The sequence below is a fragment of the Caulobacter sp. FWC2 genome (assembly GCF_002742625.1).
Lineage (GTDB): Bacteria > Pseudomonadota > Alphaproteobacteria > Caulobacterales > Caulobacteraceae > Caulobacter.
The window spans coordinates 4,482,643-4,500,084 of the sequence record NZ_PEBF01000001.1 but is presented as its reverse complement, the minus strand read 5'-3'; the positions used below and the strand labels follow the sequence as shown (position 1 = coordinate 4,500,084).

Here is a 17,442-nt window from a genome sequence, read left to right as displayed (position 1 = left end):
GTGAAGACCATCGATTTCGTCATCCTGGCGATCTACGCCGTCGCCATCTTCGGCCTGGCCCAGTGGGTTTCCCGCGACAAGGGCGGCAAGCAGAAGGACTCCAACGACTACTTCCTGGCCGGGAAGGCCCTGCCCTGGTGGGCGATCGGCGCGTCACTGATCGCCGCCAACATCTCGGCCGAGCAGATCATCGGCATGAGCGGCTCGGGCTACGCCCTGGGCCTGGCCATCGCGTCCTATGAGTGGATGGCGGCCCTGACCCTGCTGATCGTCGGCAAGTTCTTCCTGCCGATCTTCCTGAAGAACAACATCAGCACCATGCCGCAGTTCCTGGAGCAGCGGTACGGGCCCAGCGTCCGCAACGTGATGGCAGTGTTCTGGCTGATCCTCTACGTCTTCGTGAACCTGACCTCGATCCTATGGCTGGGTTCGATCGCCATCCACACCGTGGCCGGCGTCGACCAGATGACCGCCCTGGTGATCATCGGCGTCTTCGCCCTGGCCTATCAGCTGTGGGGCGGGCTGAAGGCCGTCGCCCTGACCGACATCGTTCAGGTGGCCCTGCTGATCACCGGCGGCCTGATCATCGTCTTCCTGTCGCTGAGCAAGATCGGCGGCGGCGACCTGATGGCCGGCTTCCACCAGCTGACCACCCAGTTCCCCGACAAGTTCGACATGATCCTGTCGCGCGACAATCCGCACTACAAGGACCTGCCGGGCCTTTCCGTGCTGTTCGGCGGCCTGTGGGTGATGAACGTCAGCTACTGGGGCTTCAACCAGTACATCATCCAACGCGCGCTCGGCGCCAAGGACATCGCCGAGGCCCAGAAGGGCATCGCCCTGGCCGCTTACCTCAAGCTGCTGATGCCGGTGATCGTGGTGCTGCCGGGCATCGCCGCCCTGGTGCTGGTCCCCGGCCTGGCCAAGCCCGACCAGGCCTATCCGGAGATGATGAAGCTGCTGCCGCCGGGCCTGCTGGGACTGGTGTTCGCCGCCCTGGTGGCCGCGATCGTCGCGTCGCTGGCGGCCAAGATCAACTCGATCGCCACCATCTTCACCCTGGACATCTATGCCAAGGTCAAGACCGGCTCGAGCGAGAAACACCTCGTCACCGTCGGCCGCATCACCGCCGTCGTGGCGGTGATCGTCGGCATCCTCATGGCCAAGCCGCTGCTGGGCAAGGCCGAGCAGGCCTTCCAGTTCATCCAGGACTTCACCGGCTTCTTCACGCCGGGGATCGTGGTGATCTTCATGTTGGGCCTGTTCTGGAAGCGCGCCACCACGGCCTCCGCCCTGGTGGCGGCGATCGGCGGCGCGGCCCTGTCGGGCGCCTTCTTCGTCGCCGACAAGCTGGGCGTGTTCGTGATCCCGTTCATGAACCGCGTGGGCCTGGTGTTCCTGCTGACCCTGGCCGCCGCAGTCATCGTCTCGCTGGTCGCGCCCCAGAAGAAGGCGGTCAATGTCGTGTCGCTGGACGGCGTCACCTACAAGACCACAAGGGGCTTCAACATCGCCGGCCTGGGCGTGATCGTGATCCTGATCGCGCTCTACGCGGTGTGGTGGTGATCTCCTCCGACCCCGCCCCGGTTAAGATCACGCGACCTCAAGGAGTTGCCCATGTCTGAGATCAAGTTGCTTTTCCGCGCCGCGCTGGCGACGGTCGTCCTCGGCGGCTCGGCCTTCGCCGGCGAGCTGACGGCCAATGCGACCCTGAAGGCCGATCAGCCGGGCGCGCCGATCTCGCGCTACATCTATGGCCAGTTCTCCGAGCACCTGGGCGCCGGCATCTATGACGGTGTCTGGGTGGGGACGAACTCGAAGATTCCGAACGTGCGCGGGATCCGCACCGACGTCGTCACGGCCCTGAAGGACATCCACGTGCCGGTGATCCGCTGGCCGGGCGGCTGCTTCGCCGACGAGTACCGCTGGCGCGACGGCGTCGGCCCGCGCGACAAGCGGCCTTCGCGCAAGAACAACTGGTGGGGCGGGTCGCCCGAGACCAACGCCTTCGGCACCCATGAATTCATGGACTTCGCCGAACAGGTCGGCGCCGATCCTTACGTCTCGATCAACATGGGCTCGTCGGACCCGACCGAGATGCGCGAGTGGATCGAGTATATGGTCTCGCCGGGCGACGACACCCTGGCTCAGGAGCGCCGCGCCAACGGCCGCGACAAGCCGTTCAACGTGCCCTTCATCGGCATCGGCAACGAAAGCTGGGGCTGCGGCGGCGAGATGATGCCGGAGTACTACGCCAACGAATACCGCCGCTTCTCGGCGTTCTTCCACAAGAACGACGACAACAAGGCCGCGCGGGTGGCGTCAGGCGCGAACGCGTTCGACGTCAACTGGACCGATGTCGTGACCAAGAACGCCGGTAGGTTCATGGACGCCATCTCGCTGCACTACTACACGATCCCGACCGGCGAGTGGTCCAAGAAGGGGGCGGCCACCGGCTTCGACAAGGCCGCCTGGGGCAAGACCTTCGCCCAGACCCTGCGGATGGAAGACCTGCTTCAGAAGCACATCGCGGTCATGGACAAGAACGATCCGACCAAGCGGATCGGCCTCTATGTCGATGAATGGGGCACCTGGTACGACGTCGAGCCGGGCACCAATCCGGGCCACCTCTACCAGATGAACACCCTGCGCGACGGCGTGGTGGCGGCGGCCAATTTCAACATTTTCCAACGGCATACCGACCGTGTGAAGATGACCAACATCGCCCAGACCATCAATGTGCTGCAGGCGATGATCCTGACCCGGGGCGACCAGATCGTCCTGACGCCAACCTATTACGCCTACAAGATGTACGCGCCCTTCCAGGACTCGACGGCGATCCCGCTGGACGTCACCGCGCCCGAGATCGACGTGGGCGGCAGCAAGATCCCCGCCTTCAACGCCTCGGCCGCCAAGGGCAAGGACGGCAAGACCTATATCGCCGTCGCCAACATGTCGCCGGATGACAGCGTCAAGCTGTCCGTGGCCATGGGCGCGCTGAAGGCCAAGGCCGTGTCAGGCCAGGTGCTGACCGCCGAAAAGATGGACGCCGTGAACGCCTTCGGCGCCAAGCCCGCCGTCGCGCCGGCGCCCTTCAAGGGCGCCAAGCTGTCGGGTGATAAGCTGACGCTCGATATCCCGTCCAAGTCGGTGGTGGTCGTGGCGGTCGACTAGATCTGCCGACGCGGGACCGCGAATGTCGCGGTCCCGCGGCCGTTCTCGATCACGACCCTCAGGGTTGCCGTTGGACGCGGACCATGAGCGAGCGGCCTTCCGCAGGCAGGACAAGGCCGAAGGCGGTCTCGTCGCCGTTCAGGAAGCGCTCGCGGGTCCAATGACCGGCCTTGAGCCGCCCCTCTTCGACGCTCAGCAGTTCGACGCCGCCGGTCTCGCCGAGCTTTGACGCGAATTTCAGGTTGGCCGAAGTTCCCGTCACGAAGAACGTGTCGGGCTCGACTTCGGCGACGATGGCCCTGCCGGACAGGTCGGAAGTACCTTGGCCGCGCGGTCCGCCGTAGCCGTCGCGCACGGGACCGAACCGCACGGTCAGATCGTATTGCGAGAAGGTCAGCGGAATGTTGGCCATGCCATCTTCCTCGACCGCCACGCCCACCTTGCCCGCATCCCGTAACGGCAGAAGGAAGGGTGCGGTGTCCTGCAGGAGGCCGTAGGTGACGGCGATCGGCTCGGCCTTGGGCTTGTCGCCCTCAAGCCCAAAGCCCGCGTCCAGGCCGAACTTGGAGATGCCCAGGCTATAGGGCTGGGCGACCGTCCAGAAGGCGTGGCGCGCGTGCGCCATCGAGCCGCCGGTCTCCGGCACGAACAGCGGATTGCCGGCCACGTCATAGGCGCGGGCGATGGCGGTGTAGGGCGCGACGTTGGTGTCGTAGTTGTCGACCCCGACGACATCCACGGCCGGCGCGAGACGTCGCCAGGCCTCCAGCAGCCACGAAACGGCCCCGCCCGACGGGGAGCTGTCTCCTGGCCGCTCAAGCCCCGGCTGCTCGCGCGGCCAGACATTGACGTAGAGCGGCAGATCGTAGGCGGCCTTGCCCGCCGCAGCGACCGCGCCGACATAGCGCGCGGTATGGTAGGCCATGAACGCCTCGGGCGCGCGGGCGCCGAAGTTGGCGGTCCAGGATCCAGGCTTGGCGCCCGGCATGTCGTCCGGTACGGCGCCGTCGAACAGCCGCTGGGCCTTTGGCGAATAGTCCCGATCCGAGCCCAGGACACCGGCCTCGTTCTCGACCTGGACCATGATCACCGTGCGCTGCTGACTATCGACCAGCTTGAGGTGGGCCATAAGGGCGGCGAAGGCGCGCGCGTCGGCGGCCCGCCCCGCCGCGCTCAAGGGGCTCAGGGCTTCGACCGGGCGGCCCTGCGCATTGATCACCCTTTCGAAGCGTGTCGCATCGCGCTTGACCCAGGCGGGCGTGTAGCCCATCGCGCCGTTCTTCCAGGTGCCGAACCATAGCAGGGCCAGACGCACCTTCTGCGTCCGCGCCTCGGCGATCAGGCCGTCGACGACCGAGAAATCAAACTGTCCCTCGACGGGTTCGGTGGACTCCCAGCCGACCGGCGCCATGACGGTGTTGGCGTGGCTCCGGGCGATGGCCGGGGCCAGGTCTCGCAGGATCGGCCCATAGCCGCTCGAATTGTTGAGCTGGACGCCGAGCACGAGAAACGGTCGCCCGTCGACCTGCAGGGCCGGCTTGCCCGACGCCGTCGGCGCCAGTCGCACGGACTGCGCGGCGGCGGGCGCGGCGAGGCTCAGCACAGCGCCGGCCAAGGCAAGAGTTCGAAGTTTCATCCTGGTGCTCCCATACGGCGCGGTCTCTCATTTCGGACCGGCTTCTGACTTCCGGGCCTTGCATCGGCCCTTAGGACTAGCGTGACGACGGATCGCGGCGGGGCGATCGCGCCCTGGATCGGCGCATCGCGATGGACGCGGTCGGTGAGGAACATTCGACCCGACCAGCCCGGCGGCGTCACAAGGCGACGGGGGGACAGCCCGCCGTTAACGTGAACCAGGACCAGTTCGTCGCCGTCGGGCGAAAGGGCCGCCACCGTGTCCAGATCGTCCACGGGCGCGAGCCGATAGCCTGGCCGGATGTGGCGGCTGAACTGCGCCATCACCCAGTATTTCAGGGTCACGTGCAGCGGGTGGGCCGCGCTGGGCTCGGCGCGCAGATCGGCCTTGATCAATCCCCAATTGGAGCCGCCCGCGCCGTTGCGGGTGCTGAGATCTTCCACGGCCTGCCAGAACACCCAGGCGCTGGGCTCGAGCCGCTTGAGGTCCATGACGACGTGCTCGGCGAAGGCCAGGGCCGAGTCGAGGCTGTCGAAATCTTCCGGATCCTTGTCCAGAGGCGTATCGTTCTCCGACATCCACAGGCGGATCCCGGAGGCGCGCGCGACGTCGCGAACACCCGTCTGATGGAGGCTCCCGTAGCTGTGCACGTTGAGCTGCCCGATCGCGGCCCTGGCCTCAGCGGGATAGCCGGCCCAGTCGCGCAGAAAGACATGCGAGTTGGTCTCGTCCGGCGCGCTGATCGTCGTCTTGAGGCCCCGCGCGCGAAGCGTGGCAGCGGTCGCCACGATCATCGCCGCCTGGCGCTGCGGGCTCCAGTGGGCGCCCTCCTGGGTATTGGCCGCGTGCCAGTAGTCGGTGTTGGGCTCGTTGACCGGCGACAGCGTTCTGAAGGCGATGCCGTGGCGGCGCTGGAGCTCGTCGACGACGCGGGCCATGTAGGCGGCGAAGAGCCCTTCCTGTCCGGGGCGCAGGTTGTCGTCGGTGGCCTTTTCGGCGCCCGACACCTTGCCGCTGATCGTCATGAACCAGGGCGGTGAGTTCGAGAAGGCTTCGAAGATGGGCGCCCGCGCCCGCGCCTTGATCGCGTCGAGCCACCACCGCTGGGCGCTGTCCGCCGACCAGTCCCACATCTCCTCGCGGTCCGGTCGCCACCAGTCGTTTCCGGTCGCGCCCATCGGGCGACGCCAGAAGCCAGGCACGGCCGCTCCGGTGCGCAGGTAGGGCTTGGTCTCCGGAGCGTCCCCGCCGCCGATATTGTAGCGGGCGATGGTGAAGCCCAGGCCGCCCGGTCCGTAGAGCAGATCGGCCAGCCGCTCGCGGTCAGCCGCCGGCCAGCCGCCCGTGACGTTGGCGAACCAGGCCAGGGCCGTTCCCCAGCCCTCGAGACCACGCCGGGGCGGCCCACGCGCAGCGGTATCGTGATCGCGTCGAGCGAAGCGGCGGCAGCCGACGAAGCGCCGACCAGCCATCCGGCCGCCGCCAGGAGGCCACGACGGGTCGGATCGCCCTGAGCGCCGCGTAGGCGCGCGCTCCGCGCCTTGCTGGCCGCAGGCGCGCCTCGGCTACTGCGAAAAAGCCACACCGCCCGGCTCATCGGGTCCCTTCCGACAGCAACGGAGGCCAAGGGGTCGCGCCGCGGGCGGGTGCGCCCCCCTCGTCAAGACGCGCAAGTCCTGGAAAGCAAAGGAAAACGATCACCCTGACCTCTCTCATCGCAAGGTTCGACCTCAAACGACTTACAATCTTACTACTTGTAGTACAAATGAATGCGGTTTATGTCCGACAAGAAATCGCGCCGCAACGAGCGCGATCGGACGCCGTTAGGAGAGGGAACAAGGATGAAGACGGGCAAATACCGCTTTAGCGTCGGTGTATCGCTGCTGGCTATGGCCATCTCGGCCCCATGGGCCGCCCAGGCCCAATCGACCCAAGACAACAGCACCGCCGTGGAAGAGGTCGTGGTCACCGGCGTGCGCGAAAGCCTGCGTTCGGCCCAGGCGCTGAAGCGCAACGCCGACCAGATCGTCGATTCGGTCCAGGCTCAGGACATCGGCAAGCTGCCCGACGCCAACACCACCGAGGCCTTGCAGCGCATCACGGGCGTGCAGATCCAGCGCCGCTATGGCGAAGGGGCCACCGACTTCGATCACCGCACTCAGCCCGCCGTCACCGTGCGCGGCCTGACCCAGGTGCAGAATTTCCTGGACGGCCGCGCCGTCTACTCCGCCTCGGGCGGCCGAGCCTTCGACCTGGAAGGCGTGCCCCCGGAACTGCTCTCGGGCATCGACGTCTACAAGAACGCCCCGGCCAACATCATCGAAGGCGGCGTCGGCGGCGCGGTGAACCTGCGCACGCGCAAGCCGTTCGACGCGCCCGGCCGCGTGCTCAGCGCCACGCTGCGCGGCAACTATTACGACCGCGTCGGCAAGGATGGCGGCTCGATCTCCGGTCTGTACAGCAACCGTTGGGACACCTCGGCCGGCGAGATGGGCTTCCTGATCAACGCCGTGCTCAGCAAGTCGCACTATCGCCAGGACGGCCTGCTGGCCGGCCCGTTCGACACGGTTCCGGCGGGCTCGATCGCTGGCGCGCCGGCCAACGCCCAGGTGCCCTACGGCTTCGAAATCTATGACGACACCGGCGATCGCAAGCGCCTGGGCATCGCCACGGCCTTCCAGTGGAAGCCCAGCGACGATCTGCTGATCACGGCCCAGTACCAGCGCACCAAGTACTGGTTCAATCGGACCGGCGCCTACTACTACGACTACAACAATCGCTCGAACGTGCGGAACGCCGCCGGCGTGGTGACCAACTACGGCACCGACCCGCTGCCGGGCGCGGCCTTCAGCTTCAACGACGAGGGTTACGCCACCAAGGGTTCGCTGCAGAACCAGACCTTCGAGACCGGCCGCTATGACCAGCAGCTCTGGAGCCAGAGCCAGAACTTCACCCTGAACGCCGCCTGGCGGGTCAGCGACAAGCTGAAGGTCAATGCCGACGCCCAGTACCTGAAGTCGTACTACAACGCCGACCGCAACGGCCACGTCCTGTCGCTGTACACCCAGGCCGGCCAGACGGGCCTGACCACGCCGCACAAGACGGTCGTCGACTTCGACCTGACCGGCAAGTATCCGCGCTTCGAGGTCCGCGACCCGTCGCTACTGAACAATCCGGCCAACTACACCACCCCGTACATCGCCGACTCCCTGCAGCGGAACGATGCCGAGACCTTGGCCCTGACCAGCGACTTCGAGTACGATTTCGAGGGCGGCTTCTTCGACAAGCTGCGCGGCGGCGCGCGCTATTCCGACAACACCATCGACCTGCGCGGCACCTGGCACGGGGTCTGCGTGACCTCGCTGGGCGCCGACCCGAACTGTTCGGCCCCGGCCGGCACGCCGCTGGTTCCGCTGAGCGCTCACCCGCAGCTGTCCATGAAGGGCCCGTCCAAGGACTGGTTCGACGGCAACACGGTCAAGGCCGGTCTGCTCTATCCGGCATTCCCGACGGGCGACGGGGTCTGGGCCCAGACCAAGGCGCTGTACGCCATGCTGGGCGCGACCACGAAGGACAACTTCACCCCGGGCGACCTGAACAGCCAGACCGAGAAGACCTATACCGGCTGGGCGGTCGCCGACTACGCGACCGAGATCGGCGGCGTGGCCATCGACGGCGGCGTCGGCGTGCGGGTGATCAAGACCGAGGCCACATCGACGGGCACCCAGTTCAACGCCGACGGCACTTCGAAGGCGATCGATGTCGACAACAGCTACACGCGGGTTCTGCCCAGCTTCAATCTGCGCGCCAAGCTGACCGACACCCTGCAGGCGCGCCTGGCCTATTCGAAGGGTCTGGCTCGCCCGAACTTCGACCAGCTGTCGACCAACCTGACTCTGAACAACCCCAACCAGGTCAACCCGGTCACCGGCCACCCCAGCGCCAGCTCGGGCAACCCGGCCCTGCGTCCGATCGAGTCCGACAACTACGACGTCACGGCCGAGTGGTACTTCTCCAGCACCGGCTCGCTGACCGCGGGCGCCTTCTACAAGAAGGTCGACGGCTTCCTGGCCGGCGGCACGGTGGTGGGCAGCTATAACGGCGTCGTCTACGACGTCGGCACGGTGGTCAATTCGGGCAAGGGCACGGTCAAGGGGATCGAGCTGGGCTACCAGCAGTTCTTCGACTTCCTGCCGGGCGTGTTCAGCGGCCTGGGCCTGCAGGCCAACTACACCTATGTCGACTCCAGCGTGAGCAACCCGTTCGCCACGGCGGGCTCGAGCATCCCGACCCAGGTGCCGCTCGAGAAGCTGTCCAAGAACAGCTACAACCTCGTCGGGCTGTATCAGAAGGGGCCGGTCAGCGGCCGCATCGCCTATAACTGGCGCTCGGCCTATCTGGACCAGACGACGGGCAGCGGCGCCAACGGCATCCCGCAATACGCCAAGCCGTACGCCTCGCTGGACGCCTCGGTCAGCTACGACATCAACGAGCACGTCGCCGTGTCGTTTGACGCCGTCAACATCAACAACCGCATGAACGTCCTCTACATCGGCACGTCCGCCGCGCCGTTGCAGTACCAGCTGAACGACCGGCGCTTCGGCTTCGCCGTGCGCGTCACCTACTAAACTCCTCCCCTGCTAGCCGGCGTGGCGCTTGTCGCCACGCCGGCGTCTTTTTGCTGGGAGCGCGAGGGCCGGGCGTCTTGGCGGCTCTGGCGTATCGGCGATCCAAGTCTATGATTTCGAGCCCTTTTGTCCGCGCCCCACGAAGCTGGAAGGCTCCTGGCCGCCCGCAAGGTTATTCATGACCGAGGCTTTCTCGACATCAGTCGCGCCCCCCGCCCGGGAAGGCGCGCTTTCGCGTATCGTCATCGTCGGTGGCGGCGCCGCCGGCTGGATGGCCGCGGCCGCCCTGTCGAAAGTGCTGGGGCCGCGCGGCCCCGCGATCACGCTGATCGAGTCCGAGGAGATCGGCATTGTCGGCGTGGGCGAAGCCACCATTCCGCCGATCCGCGCCTTCAACGGCCTGTTGGGCCTCGACGAGGCGACCTTCGTCCGCGAAACGCAGGGCACATTCAAGCTGGGCATCGAGTTTGTCGATTGGACCCGGCTGGGACATCGCTACTTCCATCCGTTCGGCGTCTATGGCCATGACTTCGGCGTCGCGCCGTTCGAGGCGGTCTGGCGACGCCTGAACCGGGCCGGACAGGCCGGGCCTCTGGACAGCTATTCGGTCTGCGCCCAGGCCGCCGCCCAGGGGCGGTTCGCGCCGATCTCGCAGGCAGCCAACGGTCCGCCGCCGATGGGCTACGCCTTCCACTTCGACGCGGCGCTCTATGCCCGCATGTTGCGAACCCTTGCCGAGGCCGCTGGCGTCGTCCGCCGCGAAGGCAAGATCGTCGATGTCGCCCTGCGCGGCGCGGACGGCTTCGTCGAGGCCGTGACCCTGGCCAGCGGCGAGCGCATCGCGGGCGACCTTTTCATCGACTGCTCAGGCTTCCGGTCGCTGCTGCTGGGCCAGGCCCTGGGAACGGGGTTCGAGGACTGGTCGCGCTGGCTGCCCAACGACCGGGCGCTGGCCGTGCCGTCGGCCAATGTCGGTCCGCCCACGCCCTTCACGCGCTCGACGGCCCGCGAGGCGGGCTGGCAGTGGCGCATCCCCCTGCAGCACCGCACGGGCAACGGCTATGTGTTCTCCAGCCGGCACGTCTCGGTCGACGAGGCGACGGCGACCCTGTTGTCGGGCCTGGACGGCGAGCCCCTGGCCGAGCCGCGACTGCTGACCTTCCAGGCGGGCCGTCGCGAAGCCTGCTGGGTCAAGAATGTCGTGGCCCTTGGACTGGCGTCGGGCTTCCTGGAGCCGCTGGAGAGCACCAGCATCCACCTGATCCAGTCCGGCGTGGCGCGCCTGCTGGAAATGCTGCCGACCAAGGCGTTCGAGCCTGCCGACGCGCGGCGCTACAACCGCCTGATGGCGGCGGACTTCGACAATGTCCGCGATTTCCTGGTCTTGCACTTCCACGTCACCCAGCGCGACGACACGCCGTACTGGCGCGAACTGCGGACCATGACCCCGCCTGACAGCCTGGCCGAGCGGCTGGCCATCCATCGCGCCACCGGACGCATTTTCCGCGAGAGCGACGAGCTCTTCACCAAGACCAGCTGGCTGGCGGTGATGGAGGGGCAGGAGCTCGGGGCGGGCGAAGACGACCCGCTGGCGCTGGGGGTTCCCCCGGACATGGCCGCCGCGCGTCTGGCCAGGAGCGCGGAAGCGGCGGCCCAGGCGGCGGCCGCCATGCCGATCCACGCTGACTTCATCAGGGCCCATTGCGCCGCGAAGTGTTGACGCCGGCCTGATCGTAATTGTCTGATAAATACAACCGGACTCGCTCCGGATGGGAGGGTGCGTATGAAGAAGATCCTGTTGGCCAGCGTCGCCTGGCTGAGTCTGGCGAGCATCGCGGCCGCCGAGGAGCCGCCGCGGGTCCAGCCGGTGCAGGTCGACGCCTCGCGCCCCGACTGGGAGAACCCGGCGGTCTATGCGCGGGGAAAGCTGGCGGCCAGCGCGACGCACTTCCCATTCGAGACCCGCGCGGCGGCGCTGGCCGGCGACCCGGTCAAGTCGAGCCGCTACCAGACCCTGGACGGCCAATGGTCGTTCAGCTTCTCGCCGTCGTCCGACAACGTTCCCGAGGGTTTTGAGAAGCCGGACTATGACGTGTCCAGCTGGAAGACCATCAAGGTCCCGGCCCTGTGGCAGACCGAGGGCTACGACCAGCCCCGGTACAACAACATCACCTACCCGTTCCCGGCCAACCGCCCGCTGATCCCGCACGCCACCAATCCCGTCGGCTCGTATCGGAGGACCTTCGAGATCCCTGCCGGCTGGTCGGGCCAGGACGTCATCCTGCACATCGGCGCGGCCGGTTCGGCCTATCGCGTCTGGGTCAACGGCAGCGAAGCCGGCTATTCGGAAGACTCCAAGCTTCCCAGCGAGTTTGACGTGACCAGGCTCCTGAAGCCTGGCCAGAAGAACATCGTCGCGATCCAGATCCACCGCTGGTCGGACGGCAGCTATCTGGAGGACCAGGACTTCTGGCGGGTCTCGGGCATCGAGCGCTCGGTCTATCTGAAGGCCGCGCCGAAGGTCCGCCTGACCGACCTCTTCGTCCATGCCGGCCTCGACAAGGCCTATCGCGACGGCGTGCTGTCGACCGACGTGGCGCTGACGAAGCGCGACCAGGCCGTGACCGTGCGCATGACCCTGCTGGACGGCGACAAGACGGTCCTGACCCAGGAGGCCAAGGTCGCCGCCGGCGTGGCCAAGACCCAGACCCTCTCGGCCAGCGTCCCCAACGTTCGCCAATGGACCGCCGAGACCCCCAACCTCTACACCCTGCTGGTCGAGGTGCTGGACGCCAAGGGCGGCGTGATCCAGGCCACGCCCCAGCGCATCGGCTTCCGCACCGTCGAGATCAAGAACGGCCGCGTGGCCGTGAACGGCAAGCCGATCGTCATCCGCGGCGTCAATCGCCACGAGCACGATCCGGAGACGTTCCACGTCATCTCCGAAGCCAGCATGCGGCGCGACATCGAGCTGATGAAGCGCAACAACATCAACGCCGTGCGCACCTCGCACTATCCCAACGCCGAGCTCTGGTACGCCCTGGCCGACGAATACGGCCTCTATGTCATGGATGAGGCCGATATCGAGAGCCACGCCTATATGGACTACGCCAACAAGCATCCCGAACTGCGGCCCAAGCTGCAGATCGGCTTCGACCCGGCCTGGGAAGGCGCGCACGTCAGCCGCGTGCTGAACATGGTCGAGCGCGACAAGAACCACCCCTCGGTGATCTTCTGGTCGCTGGGCAACGAGGCCGGCATCGGACCCAATTTCCAGAAGGCCGCCGCCGAGGCCCGCAAGCGCGATCCCTCGCGCCTGATCTCGTATCTGGGCTGGGGCACGCTGGACTGGAACCATGCGCCCAACGCCTATGTCGACGTCTACGCGCCGATGTACGACGACATCGAGAAGATGGTTGACTGGGCCCAGGACCCGACCCGCACCCAGCCGATGATCCAGTGCGAATATTCCCACATGCAGGGTAACTCCGGTGGGAACTTCAAGGACTATTGGGACACCATCTACAAGTACGACAAGCTGCAGGGCGGCTTCATCTGGGACTGGGTCGACCAGTCGATGTACCGCTACGCCAAGGATGGCCGCCGCTACTGGGGCGACGGCGGCGAGTATGGGCCCAATCCCGGCGGCGACGTCGAGTTCGGCGACGGCCTCAACCAGCCCGACCGCACGCCCAATCCGCACCTCTATGAAGTTCAGAAGGTGCTCTCGCCCATCCAGTTTGAGGCCTTCGATCCCGCGCGCGGGACGGTGACGGTGCGCAATCGCCACGACTTCCGCGACCTGTCGGGCTTTGCCTTCGAATGGGCGCTGCAGGAGAACGGCGTCACCATCGCCTCGGGCGACCTGCCCGCCCTGGCGACCCAGGCGCGAGCGACCCAGACGATCACGCTGCCGCTGGCCGGCGTCGCGCGGAAGTCGGGCGCGGAGTATTTGGTCACGATCCGCGCCAAGGCCAAGGCGGGTTCCGTTCCGCTGACGCCCGAAGGCTATGTCGTCGGCTGGGAGCAGTTCGCGCTGACTCAGCCGGTTTCCGCCCTGACTCAGGCCGCCTCGGGCTCGGTCGCGGTGAAAGAGACCGCTGACCTGATCTCCTTATCGGCGGCTGGAACCACCCTCATGCTGGATCGCAAGACGGGCTTGGTCATGAGCTATGGCAAGCCTGGCGGCGCGACACTCAAGGGCGGTCAGCCGAACTTCTTCCGAGCCGAGACCGACAACGACACCCTGACGGGCACGGTCAATCAGCAGACGCCGTGGAAGGCGATGACCACGACGCGCCAGACGCGGACGATCACGGTCGACGCCAAGGCCGGGCGGATCAGCGTCGATCACGAGCTCGGCGCCGGCGCGGCGCGCTTCGTCACGACCTACACCATGAATGGCGACGGCGCGGTCGACGTGGCTGGCCAGCTGACCCCGCTGAAGGACGATCTGCCGCCGCCGGTTCGCGTGGGGCTTTGGTTCACTCTGCCGACCAGCGTCAAGACGGTGGAATGGTATGGACGGGGTCCGCACGAGAGCTATGTCGACCGCAAGACCAGCGCGCCGATCGGTCTGTGGCGCGGTCTGATCGCCGATCAGAATCACGACTACATGCGGCCCCAGGACACCGGCAACAAGGTCGACGTGCGCTGGATGGAAGTCTCGGGCGAGGGCCAGGGTCTGCGGGTCCGAGGCGCGACGCCGCTGATGATGAACGTGCTGGCCTTCCCCTATGCCGACCTCTACCGGCGGCCGGAAGGGACGTGGAAAAGCAGCGACATCGTTCCGCACGACGAGGTCTCGCTGCTGGTCGATGGCGCGCAGTGGGGCGTTGGCGGGGACACGGCCTGGAACCATGTCGGCCAACCGCACATGCAGTACCGTACCAGGCTGGAGCCGATCCGCGTCGCGTTCCGGCTGGAGCCCTTCGATGGGGAGGGCGCAACGCCCGACAAGGCTTCGCCGGCGCAAGCAACGACGCCGCAATAGCCGCCGTTTTCCATCTCGTCATGGCCCTCTGGCGATCGCCGGAGGGGCCAAACTCAGAGAATTCGAATGAAGCTTCTCACGTTCGCCCTGGCGGCGTTTCTGGCCGGTCCGGCGCTGGCCGGCGAGCCGATCAGCCCGCGTTTCAACGCCGACCCGTCGCCCCACGTCTTCAGGTCCGGCTACTATCTCTACGCCACCGACGACGCGTCCAACTCGGGAACGTACTGGGACTCGACCACCTGGCGGCTCTACACCTCCAAGGACTTCAAGACCTGGAAGGACGGCGGCGCGTTCCTGGGCGTTTCGGTATTTTCGTGGGCCAGGCCCGACGCCAAGGCGTGGGCGCCGGACGCGGCCTATCGCAATGGAAAATACTATTTCTACGCGCCGGTGGGCGGCGACAAAATCGGGGTGGCCGTCGCTGACCGCCCCGAGGGGCCCTTCAAGGACGCTATCGGCGCGCCCCTGGTCGATAAGGCGCGCGACGCCAACACCGGCGCCGAGCCGATCGACCCGCAGGTGCTGATCGACGACGACGGCCAAGCCTACATGGTCTTCGGCTGCCGCGAGCCCAAGATCGTCAAGCTGGGCAAGGACATGGTCAGCCTGGCCGGACCGATCGAGGACCTGGTCGTGACGGGCCTTCCCTCCGACGACCCCAAGAAGAAATTTGGCGAGGCGCCGTTCATCCATAAGCGCCAGGGGCTGTACTATTTCAGCTTCTCGACCGGCTGGCCGGGCCAGATCGTCTACGCCACGTCCAAGTCCCCGATGGGACCCTACGCCTATCGCGGCGTGATCCTGGACTATCGGACCATCTCCACCAACCACCAGGCGATCATCGAGGCCGAGGGGCGGACGTGGCTGTTCTACCACGACAATCTGCTGCCCGGCGGCGGCGACCATCGCCGTTCTATCGCCATCGAGCCCCTGCGCTATGGCGCGGATGGCGCGATCGAGGAGGTGCGGCCCAAGCCCAAACCCTAGCGCCCGACCGGATCGGCTGGCCTCGCGCCAGCCGGACCAAGGCTTGGACACTGCTCATTTGTAGTATAATACCGGCGCAACATTCGGGGGCGGTATGACCGGGATAAAAATTGGCATTGTCGGCGTCGGCAAGATCGCGCGTGACCAGCATATTCCGTCCCTGGCGGCGGACCCCGACTGGGCGCTGGCGGCCGTGGCCAGCCGCGCCCACGTCGATGTCGGCGTACCGGCCTTTCCATCGCTCGAAGCCATGCTCGAGCAGGGCCCGACCATCGACGCGGTCGCGCTGTGTACGCCGCCGCAGGTTCGCTGGCGGACCGCCGTGGCGGCCTTGAACGCCGGCAAGCATGTCTTCCTGGAGAAGCCGCCCGGCGTGAGCGTTGGCGAAGTGCGCGACCTCGCCGCGCTCGCCGCCGACAACAAGGTGACGCTCTTCACAAGCTGGCATTCGCGGTTCGCCGCGGGCGTTCCGACCGCCAAGGCCTGGCTCGCGGATCGCCGCATCCGCCGGGTCGACATCCAGTGGCGAGAAGACGTGCGGCGCTGGCATCCCGGGCAGACCTGGATCTGGGAAGCCGGCGGACTCGGCGTTTTCGATCCGGGCATCAACGCCCTGTCGATCCTGACCGAAATCATGCCGCGTGAGGTGTTCGTCACCGGCGCGGCCCTGGACATACCGGCGAACGTCCAAAGCCCGGTCGCGGCCCATATCGAGATGACGGACCTCGACGCCACGACGATCAGCGCGGATTTCGACTTCCTGCAGACCGGTCCTCAGACCTGGAGCATCGAGATCGAGACGGACACGGAAAAACTGTGCCTGTCGCTGGGCGGAGCGGTGCTCGATATCGGCGGCCGGCGGATCGTGGAGGCGGCGGACACCGAATATCCCGGCCTGTATCGTCGTTTCAGCGCGCTGATCCGAAGCGGCCAGTCAGATATCGACGTGAGGCCCCTGGCCCTGGTCGCAGACGCCTTTCTGCTTGGCCGCCGAACCCTGGTCGAGCCGTTCGTCGAATAGGCGCTCCGGGATCCACCAAGGCGCTCGGCGAGCGGCGAGCGTCCGGGGACTACCCCGTGACGGCGTCCGGCGACGCGGCTAGGTCCGACGCGGCCAGGTCCGAAGCCGAGCGTACGAGTTCGAGAACGTCGAGGATGATCTCGCGCATGGCGGCCGAAGCCTTGTCGGCGTCGCGGGCGATGATCGCCTCGGCCACATCCTCGTGCGAGGGGATCGACGCCGTCCGGCCCTTGATGCGGTTGGTGAAGCGGATGGAGATCCGCAGCGCCGTGTTCACCAGCTCGTGGAGCTCGCGGTAGAACGGGTTCTGCGTCGCGCTGAGGATGGCGATGTGGAAGGCGATGTCGGCGGCCAGCGCGTCATCCTCGCCCCTGGCCGCGGCCTTCATCCGGCGCAGGCCCCGGCGGATTTCCTCGAGTCCCGCCTCATCGGCGTTGCGAGCGGCCAGCGCCGCGGCGGCGGGCTCCAGTCCCAGGCGCATCTCTGTGAACTCGGTCAGCAGGCGCAGCGAGAACTTGCGCTCCAGCAGCCAACGCAGCACGTCGGGATCGAGCATGTTCCACTCGGCTTCCGGCTCGACCACGGTGCCATGCCGGGGGCGGGCGCTGAGCAGGCCCTTGGCCGTCAGCATCTTCACCGCCTCACGCGTCACCGTTCGGCTGGCGCCGAAGCGCTTGGAGACTTCGGCTTCCGTCGGAAATCCTGCGGCAACGAACTCGCCCGTGACGATGGCCTGACCGAGCGCTTCGACAAGCGAGTAGGTCAAGCTGGTGCCGGGCTGTGTGCGCATCGGCTCGTATTCTTTCCGCGACGGCTTCGCTAAGGTTGTCATCCTTCTGTAGCGCGCTTCGGGCGCCCCTGAAACAGGCAGCTACATCCTCAGGTCAAGTCCGCGGCCTGCCTGCTCGGCGACGAACGACCCGGCGGGCCGACTGCAACTCAGGTTGGCGAGCGCTGGGCAATCAGCTTGCGGGTCGCTCCCGCCGCAAGGGCGGGAGCGACT

The 17,442-nt window shown here is 66.8% G+C and carries 10 protein-coding genes; 7 read left to right on the top strand and 3 right to left on the bottom strand.

All coding sequences use genetic code 11. The annotated features are described in order from the left end of the window. Both CSW62_RS21235 and CSW62_RS21230 read left to right on the top strand, forming a co-directional pair. Entirely contained in the window at positions 1–1,566 is a 1,566-nt protein-coding gene (locus CSW62_RS21235; RefSeq protein WP_099581299.1) for a sodium/sugar symporter, read from the top strand. A 51-nt stretch (positions 1,567–1,617) separates the two neighbouring features. Continuing rightward, complete coding sequence (locus CSW62_RS21230; RefSeq protein WP_099581297.1) at positions 1,618–3,174, top strand: alpha-N-arabinofuranosidase; 1,557 nt, start codon at positions 1,618–1,620, stop codon at positions 3,172–3,174. Between the two features lie 58 nt (positions 3,175–3,232). On the opposite strand, the gene CSW62_RS21225 is transcribed toward CSW62_RS21230, so the two are convergent. Together CSW62_RS21225 and CSW62_RS21220 are read right to left on the bottom strand one after the other, a co-directional pair. Then, positions 3,233–4,810 (bottom strand): DUF5597 domain-containing protein, encoded by a 1,578-nt coding sequence (locus CSW62_RS21225; RefSeq protein ID WP_143324440.1) that lies wholly within the window; start codon positions 4,808–4,810, stop codon positions 3,233–3,235. Continuing rightward, positions 4,807–6,282: a glycoside hydrolase gene (locus CSW62_RS21220; RefSeq protein ID WP_199170665.1), complete on the bottom strand. Its 1,476-nt coding sequence runs from the start codon at positions 6,280–6,282 to the stop codon at positions 4,807–4,809. The genes CSW62_RS21225 and CSW62_RS21220 overlap by 4 nt, the downstream gene beginning before the upstream one ends. A gap of 369 nt (positions 6,283–6,651) precedes the next feature. Here CSW62_RS21220 and CSW62_RS21215 point away from each other — a divergent pair, with 369 nt between their 5' ends. From CSW62_RS21215 to CSW62_RS21195, 5 genes are all read left to right on the top strand, one after another. Continuing rightward, positions 6,652–9,438, top strand: coding sequence for a TonB-dependent receptor (locus CSW62_RS21215; RefSeq protein ID WP_233206745.1), 2,787 nt, complete (start codon positions 6,652–6,654; stop codon positions 9,436–9,438). Between the two features lie 178 nt (positions 9,439–9,616). After that, positions 9,617–11,158 carry a tryptophan halogenase family protein gene (locus tag CSW62_RS21210; RefSeq protein WP_099581295.1) on the top strand — a complete coding sequence of 514 codons (1,542 nt, stop codon included), beginning with the start codon at positions 9,617–9,619 and terminating at the stop codon, positions 11,156–11,158. A gap of 63 nt (positions 11,159–11,221) precedes the next feature. Then, positions 11,222–14,431 carry a glycoside hydrolase family 2 TIM barrel-domain containing protein gene (locus CSW62_RS21205; protein WP_099581293.1) on the top strand — a complete coding sequence of 1,070 codons (3,210 nt, stop codon included), beginning with the start codon at positions 11,222–11,224 and terminating at the stop codon, positions 14,429–14,431. Between the two features lie 66 nt (positions 14,432–14,497). After that, positions 14,498–15,418, top strand: coding sequence for a family 43 glycosylhydrolase (locus CSW62_RS21200; protein WP_099581291.1), 921 nt, complete (start codon positions 14,498–14,500; stop codon positions 15,416–15,418). Between the two features lie 94 nt (positions 15,419–15,512). Beyond that, complete coding sequence (locus tag CSW62_RS21195) at positions 15,513–16,439, top strand: Gfo/Idh/MocA family protein (RefSeq protein ID WP_099581289.1); 927 nt, start codon at positions 15,513–15,515, stop codon at positions 16,437–16,439. A gap of 49 nt (positions 16,440–16,488) precedes the next feature. Here CSW62_RS21195 and CSW62_RS21190 read toward each other — a convergent pair whose 3' ends face one another. Continuing rightward, positions 16,489–17,229 (bottom strand): FadR/GntR family transcriptional regulator, encoded by a 741-nt coding sequence (locus tag CSW62_RS21190; RefSeq protein WP_099581287.1) that lies wholly within the window; start codon positions 17,227–17,229, stop codon positions 16,489–16,491. Positions 17,230–17,442 lie beyond the last annotated feature (213 nt).

Bases quoted from the DNA above. Each gene is read 5' to 3' on its own strand.
- CSW62_RS21230 (WP_099581297.1), top strand. From the start codon at position 1,618: ATGTCTGAGATCAAGTTGCTTTTCCGCGCCGCGCTGGCGACGGTCGTC.
- CSW62_RS21200 (WP_099581291.1), top strand. From the start codon at position 14,498: ATGAAGCTTCTCACGTTCGCCCTGGCGGCGTTTCTGGCCGGTCCGGCG.
- CSW62_RS21220 (WP_199170665.1), bottom strand. From the start codon at position 6,282: ATGGCTGGTCGGCGCTTCGTCGGCTGCCGCCGCTTCGCTCGACGCGAT.
- CSW62_RS21195 (WP_099581289.1), top strand. From the start codon at position 15,513: ATGACCGGGATAAAAATTGGCATTGTCGGCGTCGGCAAGATCGCGCGT.
- CSW62_RS21190 (WP_099581287.1), bottom strand. From the start codon at position 17,229: ATGCGCACACAGCCCGGCACCAGCTTGACCTACTCGCTTGTCGAAGCG.
- CSW62_RS21210 (WP_099581295.1), top strand. From the start codon at position 9,617: ATGACCGAGGCTTTCTCGACATCAGTCGCGCCCCCCGCCCGGGAAGGC.
- CSW62_RS21225 (WP_143324440.1), bottom strand. From the start codon at position 4,810: ATGAAACTTCGAACTCTTGCCTTGGCCGGCGCTGTGCTGAGCCTCGCC.
- CSW62_RS21215 (WP_233206745.1), top strand. From the start codon at position 6,652: ATGAAGACGGGCAAATACCGCTTTAGCGTCGGTGTATCGCTGCTGGCT.
- CSW62_RS21205 (WP_099581293.1), top strand. From the start codon at position 11,222: ATGAAGAAGATCCTGTTGGCCAGCGTCGCCTGGCTGAGTCTGGCGAGC.